The sequence below is a fragment of the Pseudoxanthomonas sp. SGNA-20 genome, assembly GCF_003931635.1.
In the GTDB taxonomy this organism is placed as follows: Bacteria; Pseudomonadota; Gammaproteobacteria; order Xanthomonadales; family Xanthomonadaceae; genus Pseudoxanthomonas.
In genome coordinates, this window is sequence record NZ_RRYK01000005.1 from 90,445 (window position 1) to 108,376 (window position 17,932).

Below are 17,932 nucleotides of genomic sequence, written 5' to 3' on the forward strand. Positions count from 1 at the left end.
CGGCCGGCGCCCTGCACCAGGGAGAGGGAATGCAGCACGACCAGAACCGGGCCGCGCCCGCGGCGGATCCATCCGCGCGCCTGTCCTTCCGCGAGAAGGCCGGCTACGGCCTCGGCGACTTCGGCTTCAACCTGTACTGGGCCAACGTCTCGGCCTTCCTGCTGATCTTCTACACCGACGTGATGGGCCTCGGCGCCGCGGCGATCGGCACCATGATGCTGGTCACCCGCCTGGTGGACGCGGTCACCGACCCGCTGATGGGCGCCGTCGCCGACCGCACCCGCACCCGCTGGGGACGGTTCCGCCCGTACATGCTGTGGGGCGCGCTGCCGCTGGCGGCCAGCGGCGTGCTGGTGTGGAGCGTGCCCGGCCTGGACGGGGACGGGCGCCTGGTGTGGGCGTACGCGACCTTCACCCTGATGATGTTGGCCTACACCGTGATGGCGATGCCGTACTCGGCGCTGTCCGGGGTGATGACCTCCGACAGCCAGCAGCGCACCACGCTGATCAGCTTCCGCTTCATCGCCGCCTTCGCCGGCACCACCGCGGTCAACGCGCTGACCCTGGACCTGGTGCGCTGGCTGGGGCGCGGCGACGAGCAGCTGGGCTGGCAGCTGACCATGGCGCTGTACGGCCTGGTCGCGGTGGCCTGCTTCGCCACGGTGTTCGCCAGCACCCGCGAGCGCATCCAGCCGCCGCCGCAGCAGCGCAGCGCGGTGCGCCAGGACGTCGTGGACCTGCTGCACAACCGCCCGTGGCTGGTGCTGTTCGTGCTGGCGCTGGTGATCATGATCACCATCGTGATGCGCACCGGCTCGCTGGTGTACTACCTCAAGTACCACGTCGAGCGGCCGGAGCTGACCGGGCTGTTCCTAGGCGCCTACTCGATCGCGCTGGCGGTGGGCGCGGCGGCCACGCCGCTGATGACCCGCTTCCTCGACAAGCGCACCCTGCTGATGCTGCTGATGGGCGGCGTGGGCGTGCTCAGCTGCGCGATGTACTTCGTGCCGCCGCAGCAGGTGTGGGTGATGCTGGGCCTCAACACCTTGGTCGGGCTGATGCTGGGGCCGAAGTCGCCGCTGGCGTTCTCCATGTACGCCGACTGCGCCGACTACACCGAATGGAAGACCGGCCGCCGCGCCACCGCGATGACCTTCGCCGCCGCCGCGTTCTCGCAGAAGATGGGCGGCGCCATGGCCTCGGCCGGCATCGCCTGGACCCTGGCGGCGCTGGGCTACGTGGCCAACGAGGCGCAGTCGGACGCCTCGCGCCTGGGCATCGTCCTGCTGCTGACGGTGATCCCCGGCGTGGTGGCGCTGCTGGCGGCGTGGCTGATGCGTTTCTATCCGCTGGATGCGGCCGCGCTGGAGCGCATCCGGGGCGAACTGGAGGCAAGGCGGGAAGCACAGGCATGAACGGCAAGCAGACCATCGACAGCGTGCCCGGCGTGGGCGGATTCCGCGAACAGGGGCGGCGCTTCGTGCTGGAGAGCCCCACGGCGATGCCGCAGGCGTCCACCTTCCTGTGGAACCGGCGCATGCTGCTGCAGCTCAACTGCCGCGGTTATGCCACCGCGCAGTTCATGCAACCGGAGCCGTCCAAGTACGCGCATGCGCCGGTGCTGGAGGCGAAAACCTTCATGCAGCCGGAGCAGCCGTACTACGCCCACCACCCGGGACGCTTCTGCTACGTCCGCGACGAGGACACCGGCAGCCTGTTCTCGGCGCCGCACGCGCCTGTCAACCGGCATCCGGACGCGTTCGCGTTCTCGGTGGGCGCCGGCGACGTGGCCTGGACGGTGCTGTGCTACGGCATCGAGGTGGCGATGGCGGTGCGCCTGGCCGCCGACGACGTGGCCGAGCTGTGGAGCATCCGCGTGCGCAACGTGTCCGGGCGCCGGCGCCGGATCAGCCTGTACCCGTACTTCCCGGTCGGCTACATGTCGTGGATGAACCAGGGCGGGCGCTACCGGCCGGACCTGGGCGGCATCGTCTGCAGCAGCGTCACCCCGTACCAGAAGGTCGCCGAGTGGTTCCGCCAGCGCGAGTTCAAGGACCTCACCGTGCTGCTGCACGAGCGCGCGCCGGACGCCTGGGAGGCCAACCAGGCCGCGTTCGAGGGCGAGGGCGGGCTGCACGCGCCGGACGCGGTGGCCCGGCACGAGGCCCTGGCCTGCGGCGACGCCCTGTACGAGACCCCGACCGCGGCGCTGCAGTACCGCCTGGTGCTGGAGCCGGAGCAGGAGGAGGAACTGCGCTTCCTGTTCGCCCCCGCGCACGATGACGAGGAGATCCGCGCGCTGCGCGGGCGCCACCTCTCGGCCGAGGGCTTCGCCGCCGCGGCCGCGGCGACCGAGCGCTACCTGGCCGAAGGCGCCGGCTGCGTGCGCATCGACTCGCCGGATCCGTGGCTGGACCACTTCGCCAACCACTGGCTGCCCCGCCAGGTCTACTACCACGGCGATTCCAACCGCCTGACCACCGACCCGCAGACCCGCAACTTCCTGCAGGACCACATGGGCATGGCCTACCTGCGCCCGGCCACCGCGCGCGCGGCGTTCGTGCACGCGCTGTCGCAGCAGCGCGCCGACGGCTCCATGCCCGACGGCATCCTGCTGGTGGAGGGTGCGGAGCTGAAGTACATCAACCAGGTGCCGCACACCGACCACTGCGTGTGGCTGCCGGTATGCCTGCAGGCCTACCTGGACGAGACCGGCGACGACGCGATCCTCGACGAGGTGGTCGCCGGCGGCGACGGCGCCAGCGCCAGCGTGGCCGAGCGCATCGACCGCGCCATGCACTGGCTCCTGGCCCAGCGCGACGAACGCGGCCTCAGCTACATCGCCCAGGGCGACTGGTGCGACCCGATGAACATGGTCGGCTGGAAGGGCCGCGGCGTGTCCGGCTGGCTGTCGCTGGCCAGCGCCCACGCCCTGCGCCTGTGGGCCGACATCAGCGCCCGCCACGGCCGTCCCGATGCCGTGTTCCGCGAGGGCGCCGATGCCTTCAACGCTGCGGTCAACGCGCACCTGTGGGATGGTGACTGGTACGGCCGCGGCATCACCGACGACGGCGTGGTGTTCGGCGTGCGCGCCGACAGCGAAGGCCGCATCTACCTCAACCCGCAGAGCTGGGCGATGCTCAGCGGCGCGGCCGACGAGGCGCGGCGTGCCAAGCTGCTGCGTGCGGTGGACGAGCACCTGCTCTCGCCGTACGGGGCGGCCATGCTCGACCCGCCGTACACCGGCATGCGCGAGGACGTGGGCCGCCTGACCCAGAAATTCCCCGGCTCGGCCGAGAACGGCGCGGTCTACAACCACGCCGCCGCGTTCTACCTGCACGCGCTGTTCCGCGCCGGCGAGGCCGACCGCGCCTGGCAGGTGCTGCGCGCCATGCTCCCGGGCCCGGACCCGGAGGACATGCTGCAGCGCGGCCAGCTGCCGGTGTTCGTGCCCAACTACTACCGCGGCGCCTGGCGCCTGCATCCGCGCACCGCCGGCCGCTCCAGCCAGCTGTTCAACACCGGCACCGCGGCCTGGCTGTACCGCTGCCTGGTCGAGGACCTGTTCGGCCTGCGCGGCGAGGGCCACGCCCTGCGCATCGCCCCGCAGCTGCCCTCGCACTGGAATTCGGCCAGGGCATCGCGGCGGTTCCGCGGCGCGCAGGTCGAGCTGGAGGTCGAGCGCGCGGCCGGCGTGCAGGCGATGCGCGTGCAGCTCGATGGCCAGCCGCTGGCCGATGGCCTGCTGCAGCCGGTCGAGGCCGGCCGCATCTACCGCGTGCGAGTCGAGCTGCCGCTTGCCGGAGGTGGTACGGCATGAGCGCGCCGGTACGGGTGGCGGTGGTGATGGGCGTGTCCGGCAGCGGCAAGACCACGCTGGCCCAGGCGCTGGCCCAGGCCTGGGATGCGACCTTCCTCGATGCCGACGACTTCCACAGCGAGGAGGCGCGGGCGCGCATGGCTTCCGGCCAGCCGCTGACCGACGAAATGCGGGTGCCGTGGGTGCAGCGCATCGCCGCCGAACTGCGGCACCGGGTCGCGGCCGGCGAGCGCGTCACCCTCGCGTTCTCGGGCCTGCGCCGGCGCCACCGCGACATGCTGCGCGCCACCGGGCTGCCGCTGCGCTTCCTGTTCCTGCATGGCGACGCTGGCCTGATCGCCGCGCGCATGCGCCAGCGTAGCGGGCACTACATGCCGGTGGCCCTGCTGGACAGCCAGTTCGCCACCCTGCAGCCGCCGCTCGGCGAGTCCGACGTGACGCCCATCGCCGCGGCGCTGGAGCTGCAGGCGCAACTGGACGCGGCGCTGCGCGCGATCGGCGCGGGCTAGGCCGGAAGATCCGCCCAGGCGCGGGCCACGTCCCGTGCCTGCACGCGCAGTTCCGGCACCGCCAGGCTTTCCCAGGCCTCGCCGATGCGCAGGCTGCCGATGACGCGCAGCTCCCCGCGCGCTTGGCCGGCGGCATCGAGCAGGCGGCCGTCGGCGTCGGTGGCCAGGCCGATCCCGTGCGCGCCCGGCATGGCCAGGCCTTCGCCCAGCAGCTGCTCCAGCAGCGGGTTGCGCATGGCCTGCACGCGCAGCTCCACGCCGGTGGCATTGACCACGTGGTCCACGTCCAGCACCAGTTCGCGGCCATGGCGGTCGCGCGCGCCCACCTGCACGCAGCGCGGCGCGGCGGCGACCCGGTCCAGGCGAGCGCGGTGCAGCTGCAGGCGGCCGCTGCCGGCCAGCTGCCGCAGCACCGCGCCGGCCTCGGGGGCGATGCGGTGGCGGTGGATGTCCCAGTAGCGCACGACGTGGCGCAGGAAGCGGCGCTGGTCGGCCGCGTCCAGCGAGCGCCACAGCGCCTGTACCTGCGGGCGCAGGCGCTCCATGACCGCCTGCCAGGGCAGGCCCGCGGCGGCGGCCGCGGCCACCCGTTGGCGCAGGGCGCGCAGCCGCGCGCGCAGGCCCAGGGCCAGCAGCGCGTCCACGTCCAGGCCGGCGTCCACCGGGGAATCCGGCACGTGCGCCAGCGGCAGCAGGCCGTGGCGCGAGAGCAGGTGCACCGGGCCGCGATGGCCGCCGGCTTCCAGGGTCAGGACCACGTCGACCATGCTCAGCCCGGTGCCGACGATGCAGACCCGTGCCTGCGCCGCGATCGCCGCCAGTCCCTCGCTGTCCCAGGCCTGCAGCAGCTGCGGCGCGGCCAGGGCACCGGCGCCGCGCGCCGGCAGCGGACGCAGGGCGTTGCCGGTGGCCAGCAGCACCCGCGCCGCGCCGGCGCTGCCGCCGTCCCACTGCAGGCGCAGGCCGCCGTCGCGGCGCTGCAGGGCGGTGATGCGGTGCCGGTGCAGCTCCAGCGTGGCCGGGCTGCTGGCGCGCGCCTCCTCCAGGCGCTGGCCCAGGTAGGCGGCGTAGTCGCGGCGCGGCAGGTAGCGTCCGGACAGGTCGCCGGCGCCGGCGTATTCCGCGCGCCCGGCCAGCCAGTGCAGGAAATCGGCCGGCTCCTCCGGCAGCGCGCTCATCTTCCCGGCGGGGACGTTGAGCAGGTGCTCGGGGCGGCGGGTGGAGTAGGCCACGCCCTCGCCCGGGCGCGGTGCCGGTTCGTAGATCGCGATCCGCAGTCCGGGCCGCGCCTGGCGCAGCAGGTGGATGGCGGCCAGGGTGCCGGCGGCGCCGCCGCCGACGATGGCGATGTCGTGGTCGCGATGCATCGGGCGATTGTACCGGTTGAAACCGTCGCGGCCGGCGCAAAGAAAAAGCCCGCCGGGCGGCGGGCTTCTTCCGGGACGGGAGGCGACCAGTTACTTGATCTTGCCTTCCTTGTAGATCACGTGCTTGCGAACGACGGGATCGTACTTCTTGATCTCCATCTTGTTCGGCGTGTTCTTCTTGTTCTTGTCGGTGGTGTAGAAGTGGCCGGTGCCGGCCGAGGAGATCAGGCGGATCTTGTCGCGCTTGGAAGCCATGGTCGGTTACTCCTCAGATCTTCTCGCCGCGGGCACGCAGCTCGGCCAGGACGGCGTCGATGCCGTTCTTGTCGATGGTGCGCAGGGCAGCGGTGGAAACACGCAGCTTCACCCAACGGTTCTCCGAAGCCACCCAGAAGCGGCGCTCGTGCAGGTTGGGGAGGAAACGGCGGCGGGTCTTGTTGTTGGCGTGCGAGACGTTGTTGCCGGTCTGCACGCCCTTGCCGGTGACTTGGCAAACGCGGGACATACGCACCTCGGAAGGTCTGGTGTCGCCCATAGCCCGGGAGACGGCGGCCCCGCCGGCCATGCCCCGGTGGGCCTGGCCGAACGCGATGCGGGAAGGGGTTCGCCTGCAGGGGTGGCCCGGATCGCGTTCCCGGGCCGATCCGGCAACGGCCGGACGCAGCGAGCCGTGCATTATGCGCGGCCAAGTGCCTGATTGCAACCGGGTTCGGCCCCCCGGGCGGCCGGTGCCGACCCTAGTGCGGGGCCTTGTCGCGCTTCCAGCCGCGGTGGCGGATGTCCAGGTACAGGCTGTAGATCGCGGTGAAGGCGGGGAACAGGTTCTGCAGCACCCCCACCGAGTCCTGCTTGGCCGAGAACAGGAAGTAGCTGAGCGTCATCAGGCTGCCGAGCACGCTCATGTACCAGAACAGGCGCGGGATCACCGGCTTGCCGGCCTTGCGCGAGGCCAGGAACTGGACCAGCCAGCGGCCGCCGAACATCAGCGCGCCGGTGTAGCCGATCAGCTTCCAGCCGGTGATGTGCAGGCCGGTCCAGTAGAGCCATTCCAGCGGCTGGTCCAGCAGCGACATCAGAGTTCCTCCACCCGGGTGCGGTGGCTGCGCGCGATCAGCCAGGCCACCCCGCGCAGGTCGCGGATGCCCACCAGGGCCCGGCCCAGGTTGTTGTACTTGGACACCCCGGCGGTGCGCGCGCGGTGGCTGACCGGCACGCTGACCGTCTTCCAGCCGGCGCGCTGCACCAGCGCCGGCAGGTAGCGGTGCATGTGGTCGAAGTAGGGCAGGTCGAGGAACACCTCGCGCTCGAACAGCTTGATCCCGCAGCCGGTGTCCGGGGTGTCGTCGCGCAGCAGGCGGCAGCGGATGCGGTTGGCCCAGCGGCTGGCCCAGCGCTTGGAGCCGGAGTCCTGGCGGTCCACCCGCCAGCCGGCGAACAGCTTGACCTCCGGCGCGGCCGCGTCGCGCGCGGCCAGCAGCCTGGGGATGTCGGCTGGGTCGTTCTGGCCGTCGCCGTCGAGGGTGGCGATCCAGGCCCCGCGCGCGGCCTTGACCCCGTTGCGCACCGCCGCGCTCTGCCCGCTCTGCGCCGCGTGGTGCAGCACCCGCAGCTCGGGCACCTGCGCCTTGAGCGAGCGCAGCACCGCCAGCGAGTCGTCGGCCGAGTGGTCGTCCACGTACACGATCTCGAACGCCAGCCGCCCGCGCAGGGCGGCCACGATCTCGGCCACCAGCGGGGCGATGTTGTCGCGCTCGTTGTGGACCGGCACGACCACCGAGAGCCCGGGTGCCGGGGGTTGGGGCTGGGAAGCGGTCATCAGGCGTCCTTTCCGAAGTAGTCGCGGCACCACTGCACCACCGGCGGCAGGCCCTGCTCGATCGGGGTGCGCGGCTCGAAGCCGAACGCCTCGCGCGCGCGGCGGGTGTCGGCCATGGTGCGGACCATGTCGCCCGGCTGCATCGGCCGGTAATGGCGCACGGCCTCGCGGCCGGCAGCCGCGGCGATCACGTCGATGAAGCGCTCCAGCTCCACCGGGGTGTGGTTGCCCAGGTTGAACACCTCGTGGCGCTCGCCGCCGTCGGCGCGGTCCAGCGCGCCCAGTACCCCGGCGACGATGTCGTCGACGTGGGTGAAGTCGCGCTGCATGCGGCCGTGGTTGAACACCTCGATCGGGCGCCCGGCCAGGACCGCGCGCGAGAACAGCAGCGGCGCCATGTCCGGGCGGCCCCAGGGGCCGTACACGGTGAAGAAGCGCAGGCCGGTGGCGCGCAGCCCGTACAGCTGGGCGTAGGTGTAGGCCATCAGCTCGTTGGCGGCCTTGGTCGCCGCGTACAGCGAGCGCGGCCGGTCCACGCGCTGGTCCTCGGAGAACGGCGGGGTCGCCGAGTCGCCGTAGACCGAGCTGCTGGAGGCGTAGACCAGGTGTTCGACATCGCCATGCCGGCACTGCTCCAGCACGTTGACGAAGCCTTCCAGGTTGGAGGCCACGTAGGCGTGCGGGTTCTGCAGCGAGTAGCGCACCCCGGCCTGGGCGGCCAGGTGCACGACCCGGCGTGGGCGGACCTCGGCGAACAGCGTGGCCAGGCCCTGGCGGTCGGCCAGGTCCAGGCGCCGGATGTCCACCCGCGGACACAGTGCGGCGACCCGGTCGCGCTTGAGCGCCGGGTCGTAGTAGTCGTTGTAGTTGTCCAGGCCGACGACCTGGTCGCCGCGTGCGGCGAGGGCCCGGCAGATATAGGCGCCAATGAAGCCGGCGGCGCCCGTGACGAGGACGGTCATGGGGTGGGGGTGCCCGTGTCAGTTGGCGACATTGTCGCGCTTGCGCCCACGGGGCGGAACCTCCGCCGCGCGCCTCAGCCGCGCGGCCCGCGCAGGCGTTCGAGGATGCCGTCCAGGGTGTCCAGGTCGGTGTAGTGGATCACCAGCTTGCCCTTGCCGCCGCGGCCGTGGGCAATGGCGACCTTGGCGCCGAGGGTCTCCGACAGTTCGGTTTCCAGCGAGGCGATGTCCGGCTGCTGCACCTTCGCGGCCTTGGCCTTGCGCGCGGCGCTACCGGTTACCGGGACCTTGCCGGCGGCGAACTGCTGGGCGCGGTGCTCGACCTCGCGCACCGACCAGCCGTTCTCAGCGGCCTCGTGGGCCAGCTTGCTGGCCAGCTCCGGCGACAGGGTCAGCAGGGCGCGGGCATGGCCCATCTCCAGGCGGCGGGCCTCGACCAGGGCGCGGATCGCCGGCGGCAGGTCGAGCAGGCGCAGCAGGTTGGACACCGCCGCGCGCGAGCGGCCGACCGCGGCGGCGGCCTCGGCGTGGGTCAGGGAGAACTCGTCGATCAGCCGCTGCAGGGCCTGGGCCTCTTCCAGCGGGTTGAGGTCCTCGCGCTGGATGTTCTCGATCAGCGCCATGGCGATGACCGTGCGGTCGTCCAGCTCGCGCAGGACCACCGGCACCTCGGCCAGGCCGGCCAGCTGCGAGGCGCGCCAGCGGCGCTCGCCGGCCACGATCTCGTAGCGGTCCGGGGCGATCTCGCGCACGACGATCGGCTGGATCACCCCCTGGGCCTGGATCGAGGCCGACAGCTCCTCCAGCTTGGCCGGGTCCATGTCGCGGCGCGGCTGGTACTTGCCCGGCTGCAGCTGGCCCACCGGCAGGGTGCGCAGCACGTCGCCCGGCTGCGGCGCCTCCGGCTCCAGCACCACCGGCGCGGCCGCGCCGGCGGCGCCCTTGGGGCCGAGCAGGGCTTCCAGGCCGCGGCCGAGGCCGCGTTTCTTGGCGGTGGCCATCAGACTGCCTCCACGTAGTTCTGCGGGGCGGCCTGGGTCCGCGCCGCCTGGCGGCGGATCACCTCGCCGGCCAGGCCCAGGTAGGCCACGCCGCCGCGCGAGGCGCTGTCGTAGCCGACGATGCTCTGGCCGTGGCTGGGCGCCTCGGCCAGGCGCACGTTGCGCGGCACGATGGTGCGGAACACGCGGTCGCCGAAGTGTTCGATCAGTTCGGCCGAGACCGCGTTGGCCAGGTTGTTGCGCACGTCGAACATGGTCCGCAGCACCCCCTCGATCTCCAGCCCCGGGTTGAGCCGCTGGCGCAGCGCCTCGATGGTCTCCATCAGCGCGCTCAGGCCCTCCAGGGCGTAGTACTCGCACTGCATCGGCACGATCACCGAGTCGGCCGCGGTCAGCGCGTTCAGGGTGAGCAGGGACAGCGCCGGCGGGCAGTCGATGATGATGAAGTCGTAGTCGCCGCGCAGCGGCTCCAGCGCGGCCTTCAGCCGCTGCTCGCGGCCCTCGACCTCCATCAGCTGGATCTCGGCCGCGGTCAGGTCGATGTTGCCCGGCAGCAGGTCGAAGTCCTCGGCGGTGCGGACCACGGTGGAGCGGGCGTCGCGCTCGCCCAGCAGGACGTCGCAGCTGGAGGCCTCGACCTCGCGCTTGTCCACCCCGCTGCCCATGGTGGCGTTGCCCTGCGCGTCCAGGTCGACCAGCAGCACCCGGCGGGGGGCGCGCGCCAGCGCTGCGGCCAGGTTGACGGCCGTCGTGGTCTTGCCGACGCCACCTTTCTGGTTGGCGATGGCGATGATGCGGGCCATGGGCGGCTGCCTCGGGACGGGGACGCGGGTGGTCCGGAACGGGCCATTATGCGGATTTCACGCCGCCCGGCCCACCTCCACCAGGTGCCGCTCGGCCCCCAGCCCCGGTACGTCCAGCGGATGGACCGCCAGCGCGGCCCAGCCGGCGGGCAGGGCGGCGATCTCCTCGGCCGGGGCCACGCCCTTCATCGCCAGCAGGCGGCCGTCGGCGGCCAGCAGGTGGCCGCCGACCTCCAGGATCCCGGCCAGGGTGTCCAGGGCGCGGGCGGTGATCTGGGCGTAGGCGCCCGGCTCGGCCACCGCCTCGGCCCGCGATTCCAGCACCCGGGCGTTGCCCAGCTTGAGCTGGCGCACCGCCTCGCGCAGGAACCGGGCCTTCTTGCCATTGCTCTCCACCAGGGTCACCTGCACGTCCGGGCGGGCGATGGCCAGCGGGATGCCGGGCAGCCCGGGGCCGGTGCCCAGGTCGGCCAGCGCCCCGGGGCGCACGTAGGGGTGCATGGCCAGGGAATCGAGCAGGTGGCGGGTGACCATCTCCTCCGGGTCGCGGATGGCGGTCAGGTTGTAGGTGCGGTTCCAGCGCAGCAGCAGCGCCAGGTAGTCCAGCAGCGGGGGGGCCAGGGCCGGGTCCAGGCCCAGCGCGGCCAGGCCGTCGGCCAGCCGCCGGCGCAGCGGTTCGGGGAGAGGGGTATCCATGGGCGCGATTATCGCCCGCCGCGGCTAGTCCCGTGGGCGCCAGGCCAGGGCGGCGTGGTAGCCGTCCTGCGGGATCCACTCGTGCAGCTGCCAGTCGCCGGCCGCACCCAGGCCCGGGTCGCAGGCATGCAGGCGCAGCGGCGCGCCGGGGTCCCCGGCGCGGAATTCCAGCCGGTGCAGGCCGAAGGCCAGGCCGCGGCCGTGTGCCTTCAGCACCGCCTCCTTGGCGCACCACAGGCGCACGAACTCCGGCTCGCGCAGTTCCGCCGGCAGCGCCTGCAGCCACTCCGCCTCGGCAGGGGCGAAGAAGCGCCGCGCCAGTTCCAGCGCGCGCGGACGCGGCCGGAAGTGCTCCAGGTCCACGCCCAGTACCACCTCACGCCCGAACGCAAGCAGCAGGCGCTCGCCGCTGTGGCTCCAGCCGGCATCGAAGTCGTCGTACGGCGCGAGCAGGCGCGGCCGCCCATGCGCGTCGCGTTGCAGCGGCAGCGGCTCCTCCGGCGCGCGCTGCAGCCAGCGCGCCAGGGTGGCATGCACCTGCGGCTCGCCGCGCTGCCCGGGTGCGTAGGGCAGCGCGTGCACCTGCACCGGGCCGAAGCGCCAGGCCTCAGCCATGGCGGCATCCCGCGCGATGCGCGCGTGCATGCGGCGGATGCATCCCTTGCACGGTCGCTTCACGGCAGCGGGGGTCTGATTGGCCCGCACCCCCGCAGCCGCGGGGTGACCTACGCGGACTCGAGGAGAGGGACGTCATGGGCATCATCATCTGGTTGATCGTGGGCGGTATCGTCGGCTGGCTTGCGAGCCTGATCATGCGGCGCGACGCGCAGCAGGGCATCCTGCTGAACATCATCGTCGGCATCGTCGGCGCGGTGCTGGCCGGATGGATCTTCGGCGGCGGCATCAACGAAGCCATCACCATCCGCACCTTCCTGTTCTCGCTGATCGGCGCGGTGATCCTGCTGGCGATCGTCAACCTGTTCACGCGCGGACGCGTGCGCTGAGCCGGCAAAACGGAACGACGAGGAGGCGTGGGCCCGGGATTTCCCGGGCCTTCGCCTTCCCGGGCCCCGCTCAGGCGGCCAGTTCGATCCATGCCGGGGCGTGGTCGCTGGGCCGCTCCCAGGTGCGCGGCTCGCGGTCGATGCCGGCGGCGGCGACCTGTCCCCGCAGCGCTTCGGACACCAGGGTCAGGTCGATGCGCAGGCCGAGGTTGCGGCGGAACGCGGCCATCCGGTAGTCCCACCAGCTGAACACCCCGCCCTCCTGGTGCAGCAGGCGGTAGCCGTCGTGCAGGCCCACGTCCAGCAGTCCGCGCAGCGCGGCGCGCTCGGCGGCGGAGGTGAGGATGTGGTTCTCGTTCCACACCGCCGGATCGTGCACGTCGCGCTCGTCCGGGGCGATGTTGAAGTCGCCCAGCACCACCAGCTTCGGGTGCTGCCGCGCTTCCTGCTCCAGCCAGTTCCGCACCGCGGCCAGCCACGCCAGCTTCAGTTCGTACTTCTCGGTACCCACGTCCTGGCCGTTGACCACGTACAGGTTGACCACGCGCAGGTCGCCGATGGTCGCGCTGATGGCGCGCTTGTGCTCGTGCTCGAACCCGGGGACGCCGACCAGCACGTCGCGCGGCGCCTCGCGCGAGAGGATGGCCACGCCGTTGTAGGTCTTCTGCCCGGAGAACACGCTGCGGTAGCCCAGCGCGGCCAGGGTCGCGTCCGGGAACTTGTGGTCCTCCAGCTTGGTTTCCTGCAGCCCGACGATGTCCGGCGCGAAGGCGCGCAGCCACTGTTCCAGGTGCGGCATGCGCACGTTGAGCGAGTTGACGTTCCAGGAGGCGATCTTCATGGCGACGCAGGCATGGGGCGTGCGCGCATTATCCGGGTTTTGCGCCGCGGCGCTGGACTTCGCCGCCGATCGCGCACCATCTGCGGCAGGCCCCCGACACCTTGCCCCTCCCGAGCATGCGCACCTGCACCGACCTGGCCGCCGCGATCGGCCACACCCCGCTGATCCGCCTGCGCCGCGCCTCGGAGCTGACCGGCTGCGAGATCCTCGGCAAGGCCGAGTTCCTCAACCCTGGCGGCTCGGTCAAGGACCGCACCGCGCTGGGCCTGCTGCTGGATGCCGAGCGCAGCGGTGCGCTGCGCCCGGGCGCGACCATCGTCGAGGGCACCGCCGGCAATACCGGCATCGGCCTGGCGCTGCTGGGCGCCAGCCGCGGCTACCGCACCATCATCACCATGCCCGCCACCCAGAGCCGGGAGAAGATCGAGGCCCTGCGCGTGACCGGGGCCGAGGTGCGGCTGGTGCCGGCGGTGCCCTACGCCAACCCGGAGCACTACGCGCACCAGGCGCGGCGCCTGGTCGAGCGGATGAACGCCGGGGCGCCGGGCAGCGCCTGGTTCGCCAACCAGTTCGACAACACCGCCAACCGCGACTTCCACCAAGCCACCACCGGGGTGGAGATCTGGGAGCAGACCGGCGGCCGCATCGACGGCTTCGTCTGCGCCACCGGCACCGGCGGCACCCTCGCCGGCGTGGGCCGCGCGCTGAAGGCGCGCAAGCCCGGGGTGGCCATCGCCCTGGCCGATCCGGCCGGCTCGGCGCTGGCCAGCTACGTCAACACCGGGGAACTGACGTCCGAAGGTGGTTCGATCACCGAGGGCATCGGCTCCAGCCGGATCACCGCCAACTTCCGGGACGCGCCTGTGGATTACGCCTGGTCGATCCCGGACAGCGAATCGCTGCCCTGGGTACACGAGCTGATGGCCCACGAAGGCCTGGGCGTGGGCGGCTCCAGCGGGGTGAACATCGCCGGCGCGGTGCGCCTGGCGCGGGAACTGGGCCCCGGGCACACGATCGTCACCGTGCTGGCCGACGGCGCCACCCGCTACCAGGGCAAGCTGTTCAACCCGGCCTTCCTGCGCGGCAAGGGCCTGCCGGTGCCGGAGTGGCTGGAGCGCGCGTTCCCGGAACCGGCCTGAGGCTCAGGCGCCGGGGGCCTGGTCCAGCGCCGGCACTGGCGCACCCTCGCCTTCGCCGTCGCGCATCAGGCGCGCGGCCATCCAGGCCGCGGCCAGCATCATCGCCGCGCCGAACACGGCCACCGCGCGCATGGCATCGGTGAACGCGGTGCGCGCGGCCTCGGCGAACGCGCCGCCGTCGGCCAGGCCGCCGGCCACCGACATCGCCCCGCCCAGGGTGGCCAGGGCGCGTGCGCCCTCGGCCGGTTCCAGGCCCGCCGGCAGCGCCGGGCCCAGCCACAGCCGGAACAGCAGCATGCCGGCGCTGCCGAGCACGGCGATGCCCAGCGCACCGCTCAGTTCGGCGCTGGTCTCCGACAGCGCCGAGGCCGCCCCGGCGCGCTCCGGCGGCGCAGTGGTGATGATCAGCTCGTTGCCCACCGTCATCACCGGCGCCAGGCCGATGCTCATCGCGATCATCCCGGCGACCAGGAACCACAGCGCGTGCGGCGGCGTCACCAGCGCGGTGACGACGAACCCGGCGGCGGCCAGCACCAGCCCGCGCACCATCACCCGGCGCGCGCCCCAGTGCCGCGCCAGCCGCGGCGCCAGCAGCGAGCCGGCGGTGAAGCACACCGACCACGGGATGGTGGCCAGGCCCGCCTGCAGCGGGGTCAGTCCCAGCACCAGCTGCAGGTACTGGGTCATGAAGATGTAGACGCCCATCATTGCCAGGCCGGTGAGGGCGTAGGCCACGATCGCGGCGGAAAACGCCGGGCGCCGGAACAGGGTCACGTCCAGGAACGGATACGGCAGGTGCCGCTGCCGGCGCACGAACATCGCGCCCAGGGCTATGCCGGCCAGAAGCACGGCGATGCCGCGTGGATCCACGCCATGTTCGGCGATGCGCTTGAGCCCGTAGACCACGGCCAGCACCGCGCCCAGCGACTGCAGCATGCTGGCCAGGTCCAGCCTGCCGGCGTCGGGGTCGCGGTACTCCGGCAGCAGCTTCGGCCCCAGCACCAGCAGCAGCACCATCACCGGCACCGCGGCCAGGAACACCGCGCCCCACCAGAACCATTGCAGCAGCAGGCCGCCGACCAGCGGGCCGATCGCGCCGCCGACCGAGAACGCGGCGATCCACACGCCGATCGCGAACTGGCGCTCGTGCTCGTCATGGAACATGTTGCGGATCAGCGACAGGGTCGAGGGCGCCAGGGTCGCGCCGGCCACGCCCAGCAGGGCGCGCATCGCCACCAGGGTTTCCGCGCTGCGCGAGAACGCGGCCATGACCGAGGCCACGGCGAACGCGGCCGCGCCGGCCAGCAGCAGCTTGCGCCGGCCGATGCGGTCGCCCAGCGTGCCCATGGTGATCAGGAAACCGGCCACCAGGAAGCCGTAGATGTCCACGATCCACAGCAGCTGGCTGGCGCTGGGATCCAGCTGCGCGCTGATCGCCGGCAGTGCCAGGTTCAGCACGGTCAGGTCCATCGCGTAGACCAGGCAGGGAAGGGCGATGATGGCCAGGCCGATCCATTCGCGGCGGGTGGCCTTGGGGGCGGAAAGCGGCTGGGGCATTGTCTCGGGGAAAGCTGGGGGCCTGCCACTGCGACGAGCGGCATGCGGGGTTTTCGACGGACGGCGCCCAGGCCTCCGGTGCCGGGACTACCGCAGCAGGAATCCGATGAGGCGCGCCAGCCTTGCGTAGGGCGGCCGCAGCAGGTCACTGGCGCTGCGCCGAGGTTGCCACAGCACCGGCAACTGCTTGCTGAAGGCATCGAAGCCGGCGCGGCCGTGGTAGGCGCCCATGCCGCTGGGGCCGACGCCGCCAAACGGCAGGTGCTCGGCGGCGAAGTGCAGCAGGGTGTCGTTGACGGTGACGCCGCCGGCCAGCACCGAGCCGAGCACCCGCTCGATCTCGCCGCGCTCGGCGGAGAACGGGTACAGCGCCAGCGGCCGCGGGCGCGCGTTGACGAAGCCGATAGCCGCCTCCAGCGAGTCCACCGCCAGCACCGGCAGGACCGGGCCGAAGATTTCCTCGCGCATCAGCGCGATGTCCTCCGGCGGGTCCAGCACCAGGGTCGGCGCGAACAGGCGCCGCGCCGGGTCGTGGCCATCCACCAGCGGCAGCACCTCGCAACCGCGCGCGCGGGCCTCGTCCAGCCAGGCCTGCAGGCGCGCGAACTGGGCCTGGTCGATGATCCGGGTGTAGTCGCCGGCCTGCCCGGACAGGTCCCCGTAGCGGGCCAGGGCTTCGGCGCGCAGTGCTGCGACCAGGGCATCGCGGCGTTCGCGGCCGCCGACCACCAGCGCGTAGTCCGGGGCGATGCAGGTCTGGCCGCCGTTGAACCACTTGCCCGTGGCCAGGCGCGCGGCGGCCCGTTCCAGCGGATACGAGGGACAGACGATGGCCGGCGACTTGCCTCCCAGCTCCAGGGTCAGCGGGGTGAGGTTGGCCGCCGCGGCGGCCATGACCTTGCGCCCGACCGCGGTCGAACCGGTGAACACCAGGTGGTCCAGCGGCAGCGCGGCGAACGCCGCGCCGACGTCGGCGCCGCCCTGGGCCACGGCCACGCGGTCGGCGGGGAACACCTCCTGGAGCAACTCGCGCAGGAAGCGCGAGGTGGCGGGCGTGGCCTCGGAGGGCTTGAGGTAGACGTGGTTGCCGGCGGCGATCGCGGTGGCCAGCGGCACCAGCGCCAGGTTCACCGGGTAGTTCCACGGCGAGATCACCCCGACCACGCCCAGCGGCTCGCTGCGCAGCTGCGCGCGCGCCGGCCACAGCCGCCAGCCGGCCGAAACCCGGCGCGGCCGCATCCAGCCGCGCAGGTTGCGCAGCAGCAGGTCGATGGTGGACAGCACCGGCATGGCCTCGGCCAGCAGGCTTTCCTCGCGCGGGCGGTGGCCGAAGTCGGCGGCGATCGCTTCCACCATCCGCGGCAGGCCCGCCTTCAGCGCCGCGCGCAGGGCGCGCAGGTCGTCGCGCCGCTGCGCATAGCCGGGGCGCTGCCCTTGCCAGGCCGCGCGCAGGCGCTGCAGGGTGGGCGCGAGTTCGGCCACCGCGGTGGGCGGGTCGACGGGCAGGGACTTGGCGGGGGCGGCAGGGGCATCCATGCGCGCAGTGTAGGGCCGCGCGCCGCCGCGCCTACAATGCGCCCATGCAAACGCCCAACCTGCGCCCCTACCTCGAACGCTCGCCCGTGCTCGGCCAGCGCGTGTACCTGGACCCGGCCGCCGTCGTGATCGGCGACGTGGAGCTGGGCGACGACGTCTCGGTGTGGCCGGGCTGCGTGCTGCGCGGCGACGTCAACCACATCCGCATCGGCGCGCGCAGCAACATCCAGGACGGCACCATCATCCACACCAGCCACCACAGCCCGTACAACAAGGGCGGCTACCCGACCCTGGTCGGCGAGGACGTGACCGTCGGCCACGGTGCGATCCTGCACGCCTGCACCATCGCCGACCTGTGCCTGGTCGGCATGGGCGCCCGCGTGCTCGACGGTGCCCGGGTGGAGAAGTACGGCTTCGTCGGCGCGGGCGCGGTGGTCGGTCCGGGCAAGGTGGTGGGCGAGGCCGAGCTGTGGCTGGGCAATCCGGCGCGCTTCGTGCGCAAGCTGGGCGAGCGCGAGATCGAGAGCCTGCACTACTCGGCCGCGCACTACGTGCGCCTGAAGGACGCCTACCTGGGGATGGCGCCGGCCGGCTGATCCGGCGTGGTGGCCGCCTCCAGCGCGGCCAGGATCGCCAGCGCCTCGGCGCGGCTGGCGCCGCACATCTCCGGGCCCGGGCGCAGCGAGGCGCACACGGCCGGCCGTTCCGGACGGCCGAACAGGCGGCAGCGCAGGGCCGCGTCCAGTTGCGGGCAGGGCATGCCCGCCGGCTTGCCGTGCGGCAGGCCGGGGATCGCCGAGGAGATCGACGGGGCGGTGCAGCAGGCGGCGCAACCGCTGCGGCACGCGAAGGCGGGGGCTGCCGGCGGATGCATGCGCCCA

Annotated in this window: 20 protein-coding genes; 6 read left to right on the forward strand and 14 right to left on the reverse strand. The window is 72.7% G+C overall.

What is annotated here, in order from left to right:
* Positions 1-29: 29 nt before the first annotated feature.
* From EIM48_RS10420 to EIM48_RS10430, 3 genes are read left to right on the forward strand one after another with little or no spacing between them, the layout of a single operon-like run.
* The gene (locus EIM48_RS10420) at positions 30-1,415 is read left to right on the forward strand and encodes an MFS transporter (protein ID WP_125111609.1); all 1,386 of its coding nucleotides are present in this window, start codon (positions 30-32) and stop codon (positions 1,413-1,415) included.
* The gene (locus EIM48_RS10425; RefSeq protein ID WP_125111610.1) at positions 1,412-3,820 is read left to right on the forward strand and encodes an NdvB protein; all 2,409 of its coding nucleotides are present in this window, start codon (positions 1,412-1,414) and stop codon (positions 3,818-3,820) included. Before EIM48_RS10420 ends, EIM48_RS10425 begins: the two co-directional genes overlap by 4 nt.
* Positions 3,817-4,329 carry a gluconokinase gene (locus EIM48_RS10430; protein ID WP_125111611.1) on the forward strand — a complete coding sequence of 171 codons (513 nt, stop codon included), beginning with the start codon at positions 3,817-3,819 and terminating at the stop codon, positions 4,327-4,329. The genes EIM48_RS10425 and EIM48_RS10430 overlap by 4 nt, the downstream gene beginning before the upstream one ends.
* Here EIM48_RS10430 and EIM48_RS10435 read toward each other — a convergent pair.
* The 10 genes from EIM48_RS10435 to EIM48_RS10480 all read right to left on the reverse strand — a co-directional run bounded on the left by EIM48_RS10435 (position 4,326) and on the right by EIM48_RS10480 (position 11,589).
* A complete protein-coding gene (locus tag EIM48_RS10435) occupies positions 4,326-5,696 on the reverse strand; it encodes an FAD/NAD(P)-binding protein (protein ID WP_028915215.1) in 1,371 nt (456 codons plus the stop codon). The two genes, EIM48_RS10430 and EIM48_RS10435, sit on opposite strands and share 4 nt — an antisense overlap.
* Before the next feature lie 90 nt (positions 5,697-5,786).
* The gene (gene rpmG / locus EIM48_RS10440; RefSeq protein WP_019398349.1) at positions 5,787-5,951 is read right to left on the reverse strand and encodes a 50S ribosomal protein L33; all 165 of its coding nucleotides are present in this window, start codon (positions 5,949-5,951) and stop codon (positions 5,787-5,789) included.
* Positions 5,952-5,964: 13 nt separating this feature from the next.
* Positions 5,965-6,201 (reverse strand): 50S ribosomal protein L28, encoded by a 237-nt coding sequence (gene rpmB, locus EIM48_RS10445; protein ID WP_019398348.1) that lies wholly within the window; start codon positions 6,199-6,201, stop codon positions 5,965-5,967.
* A gap of 232 nt (positions 6,202-6,433) precedes the next feature.
* Positions 6,434-6,769, reverse strand: coding sequence for a lipid-A-disaccharide synthase N-terminal domain-containing protein (locus EIM48_RS10450; protein WP_019398347.1), 336 nt, complete (start codon positions 6,767-6,769; stop codon positions 6,434-6,436).
* The gene (locus EIM48_RS10455; protein WP_039731148.1) at positions 6,769-7,512 is read right to left on the reverse strand and encodes a glycosyltransferase family 2 protein; all 744 of its coding nucleotides are present in this window, start codon (positions 7,510-7,512) and stop codon (positions 6,769-6,771) included. The genes EIM48_RS10450 and EIM48_RS10455 overlap by 1 nt, the downstream gene beginning before the upstream one ends.
* Entirely contained in the window at positions 7,512-8,474 is a 963-nt protein-coding gene (locus EIM48_RS10460) for an SDR family NAD(P)-dependent oxidoreductase (protein WP_125111612.1), read from the reverse strand. Before EIM48_RS10460 ends, EIM48_RS10455 begins: the two co-directional genes overlap by 1 nt.
* Before the next feature lie 74 nt (positions 8,475-8,548).
* Complete coding sequence (locus EIM48_RS10465; protein ID WP_125108938.1) at positions 8,549-9,475, reverse strand: ParB/RepB/Spo0J family partition protein; 927 nt, start codon at positions 9,473-9,475, stop codon at positions 8,549-8,551.
* Positions 9,475-10,278 carry an AAA family ATPase gene (locus EIM48_RS10470; protein WP_019398343.1) on the reverse strand — a complete coding sequence of 268 codons (804 nt, stop codon included), beginning with the start codon at positions 10,276-10,278 and terminating at the stop codon, positions 9,475-9,477. The genes EIM48_RS10465 and EIM48_RS10470 overlap by 1 nt, the downstream gene beginning before the upstream one ends.
* 57 nt (positions 10,279-10,335) lie before the next feature.
* Complete coding sequence (gene rsmG, locus EIM48_RS10475) at positions 10,336-10,974, reverse strand: 16S rRNA (guanine(527)-N(7))-methyltransferase RsmG (protein ID WP_019398342.1); 639 nt, start codon at positions 10,972-10,974, stop codon at positions 10,336-10,338.
* A 24-nt stretch (positions 10,975-10,998) separates the two neighbouring features.
* Positions 10,999-11,589, reverse strand: a complete 591-nt coding sequence (locus EIM48_RS10480) for a 4'-phosphopantetheinyl transferase superfamily protein (RefSeq protein ID WP_233581677.1) — start codon at positions 11,587-11,589, stop codon at positions 10,999-11,001.
* A gap of 137 nt (positions 11,590-11,726) precedes the next feature.
* Here EIM48_RS10480 and EIM48_RS10485 point away from each other — a divergent pair, with 137 nt between their 5' ends.
* The gene (locus EIM48_RS10485) at positions 11,727-11,978 is read left to right on the forward strand and encodes a GlsB/YeaQ/YmgE family stress response membrane protein (RefSeq protein ID WP_019398340.1); all 252 of its coding nucleotides are present in this window, start codon (positions 11,727-11,729) and stop codon (positions 11,976-11,978) included.
* A 70-nt stretch (positions 11,979-12,048) separates the two neighbouring features.
* On the opposite strand, the gene xth is transcribed toward EIM48_RS10485, so the two are convergent.
* Positions 12,049-12,819 carry an exodeoxyribonuclease III gene (gene xth / locus EIM48_RS10490; protein ID WP_019398339.1) on the reverse strand — a complete coding sequence of 257 codons (771 nt, stop codon included), beginning with the start codon at positions 12,817-12,819 and terminating at the stop codon, positions 12,049-12,051.
* A 116-nt stretch (positions 12,820-12,935) separates the two neighbouring features.
* On the opposite strand from xth, the gene EIM48_RS10495 reads away from it, so the two are divergent.
* The gene (locus EIM48_RS10495; RefSeq protein ID WP_019398338.1) at positions 12,936-13,958 is read left to right on the forward strand and encodes a cysteine synthase A; all 1,023 of its coding nucleotides are present in this window, start codon (positions 12,936-12,938) and stop codon (positions 13,956-13,958) included.
* Between the two features lie 3 nt (positions 13,959-13,961).
* Here the strand turns inward: EIM48_RS10495 and EIM48_RS10500 are convergent, their stop codons facing one another.
* Both EIM48_RS10500 and EIM48_RS10505 read right to left on the reverse strand, forming a co-directional pair.
* Positions 13,962-15,515: an MFS transporter gene (locus EIM48_RS10500; RefSeq protein ID WP_125111614.1), complete on the reverse strand. Its 1,554-nt coding sequence runs from the start codon at positions 15,513-15,515 to the stop codon at positions 13,962-13,964.
* A gap of 87 nt (positions 15,516-15,602) precedes the next feature.
* Positions 15,603-17,051: a coniferyl aldehyde dehydrogenase gene (locus EIM48_RS10505; protein ID WP_125111615.1), complete on the reverse strand. Its 1,449-nt coding sequence runs from the start codon at positions 17,049-17,051 to the stop codon at positions 15,603-15,605.
* Between the two features lie 44 nt (positions 17,052-17,095).
* On the opposite strand from EIM48_RS10505, the gene EIM48_RS10510 reads away from it, so the two are divergent.
* Positions 17,096-17,647, forward strand: a complete 552-nt coding sequence (locus EIM48_RS10510) for a gamma carbonic anhydrase family protein (RefSeq protein ID WP_028915208.1) — start codon at positions 17,096-17,098, stop codon at positions 17,645-17,647.
* On the opposite strand, the gene EIM48_RS10515 is transcribed toward EIM48_RS10510, so the two are convergent.
* Entirely contained in the window at positions 17,620-17,925 is a 306-nt protein-coding gene (locus tag EIM48_RS10515) for a hypothetical protein (RefSeq protein ID WP_019398334.1), read from the reverse strand. The genes EIM48_RS10510 and EIM48_RS10515 overlap by 28 nt on opposite strands.
* Between the last annotated feature and the right edge of the window lie 7 nt (positions 17,926-17,932).

Excerpts from the sequence above, each read along its gene's own strand:
- EIM48_RS10500 (WP_125111614.1), bottom strand. The coding sequence starts at position 15,515 with ATGCCCCAGCCGCTTTCCGCCCCCAAGGCCACCCGCCGCGAATGGATC.
- EIM48_RS10510 (WP_028915208.1), top strand. The coding sequence starts at position 17,096 with ATGCAAACGCCCAACCTGCGCCCCTACCTCGAACGCTCGCCCGTGCTC.
- EIM48_RS10485 (WP_019398340.1), top strand. The coding sequence starts at position 11,727 with ATGGGCATCATCATCTGGTTGATCGTGGGCGGTATCGTCGGCTGGCTT.
- EIM48_RS10480 (WP_233581677.1), bottom strand. The coding sequence starts at position 11,589 with ATGGCTGAGGCCTGGCGCTTCGGCCCGGTGCAGGTGCACGCGCTGCCC.
- rpmB (WP_019398348.1), bottom strand. The coding sequence starts at position 6,201 with ATGTCCCGCGTTTGCCAAGTCACCGGCAAGGGCGTGCAGACCGGCAAC.
- rsmG (WP_019398342.1), bottom strand. The coding sequence starts at position 10,974 with ATGGATACCCCTCTCCCCGAACCGCTGCGCCGGCGGCTGGCCGACGGC.
- EIM48_RS10430 (WP_125111611.1), top strand. The coding sequence starts at position 3,817 with ATGAGCGCGCCGGTACGGGTGGCGGTGGTGATGGGCGTGTCCGGCAGC.
- EIM48_RS10465 (WP_125108938.1), bottom strand. The coding sequence starts at position 9,475 with ATGGCCACCGCCAAGAAACGCGGCCTCGGCCGCGGCCTGGAAGCCCTG.
- EIM48_RS10470 (WP_019398343.1), bottom strand. The coding sequence starts at position 10,278 with ATGGCCCGCATCATCGCCATCGCCAACCAGAAAGGTGGCGTCGGCAAG.
- EIM48_RS10450 (WP_019398347.1), bottom strand. The coding sequence starts at position 6,769 with ATGTCGCTGCTGGACCAGCCGCTGGAATGGCTCTACTGGACCGGCCTG.
- EIM48_RS10515 (WP_019398334.1), bottom strand. The coding sequence starts at position 17,925 with ATGCATCCGCCGGCAGCCCCCGCCTTCGCGTGCCGCAGCGGTTGCGCC.
- EIM48_RS10505 (WP_125111615.1), bottom strand. The coding sequence starts at position 17,051 with ATGGATGCCCCTGCCGCCCCCGCCAAGTCCCTGCCCGTCGACCCGCCC.
- EIM48_RS10425 (WP_125111610.1), top strand. The coding sequence starts at position 1,412 with ATGAACGGCAAGCAGACCATCGACAGCGTGCCCGGCGTGGGCGGATTC.
- EIM48_RS10495 (WP_019398338.1), top strand. The coding sequence starts at position 12,936 with ATGCGCACCTGCACCGACCTGGCCGCCGCGATCGGCCACACCCCGCTG.
- xth (WP_019398339.1), bottom strand. The coding sequence starts at position 12,819 with ATGAAGATCGCCTCCTGGAACGTCAACTCGCTCAACGTGCGCATGCCG.
- EIM48_RS10420 (WP_125111609.1), top strand. The coding sequence starts at position 30 with ATGCAGCACGACCAGAACCGGGCCGCGCCCGCGGCGGATCCATCCGCG.
- EIM48_RS10460 (WP_125111612.1), bottom strand. The coding sequence starts at position 8,474 with ATGACCGTCCTCGTCACGGGCGCCGCCGGCTTCATTGGCGCCTATATC.
- rpmG (WP_019398349.1), bottom strand. The coding sequence starts at position 5,951 with ATGGCTTCCAAGCGCGACAAGATCCGCCTGATCTCCTCGGCCGGCACC.
- EIM48_RS10435 (WP_028915215.1), bottom strand. The coding sequence starts at position 5,696 with ATGCATCGCGACCACGACATCGCCATCGTCGGCGGCGGCGCCGCCGGC.
- EIM48_RS10455 (WP_039731148.1), bottom strand. The coding sequence starts at position 7,512 with ATGACCGCTTCCCAGCCCCAACCCCCGGCACCCGGGCTCTCGGTGGTC.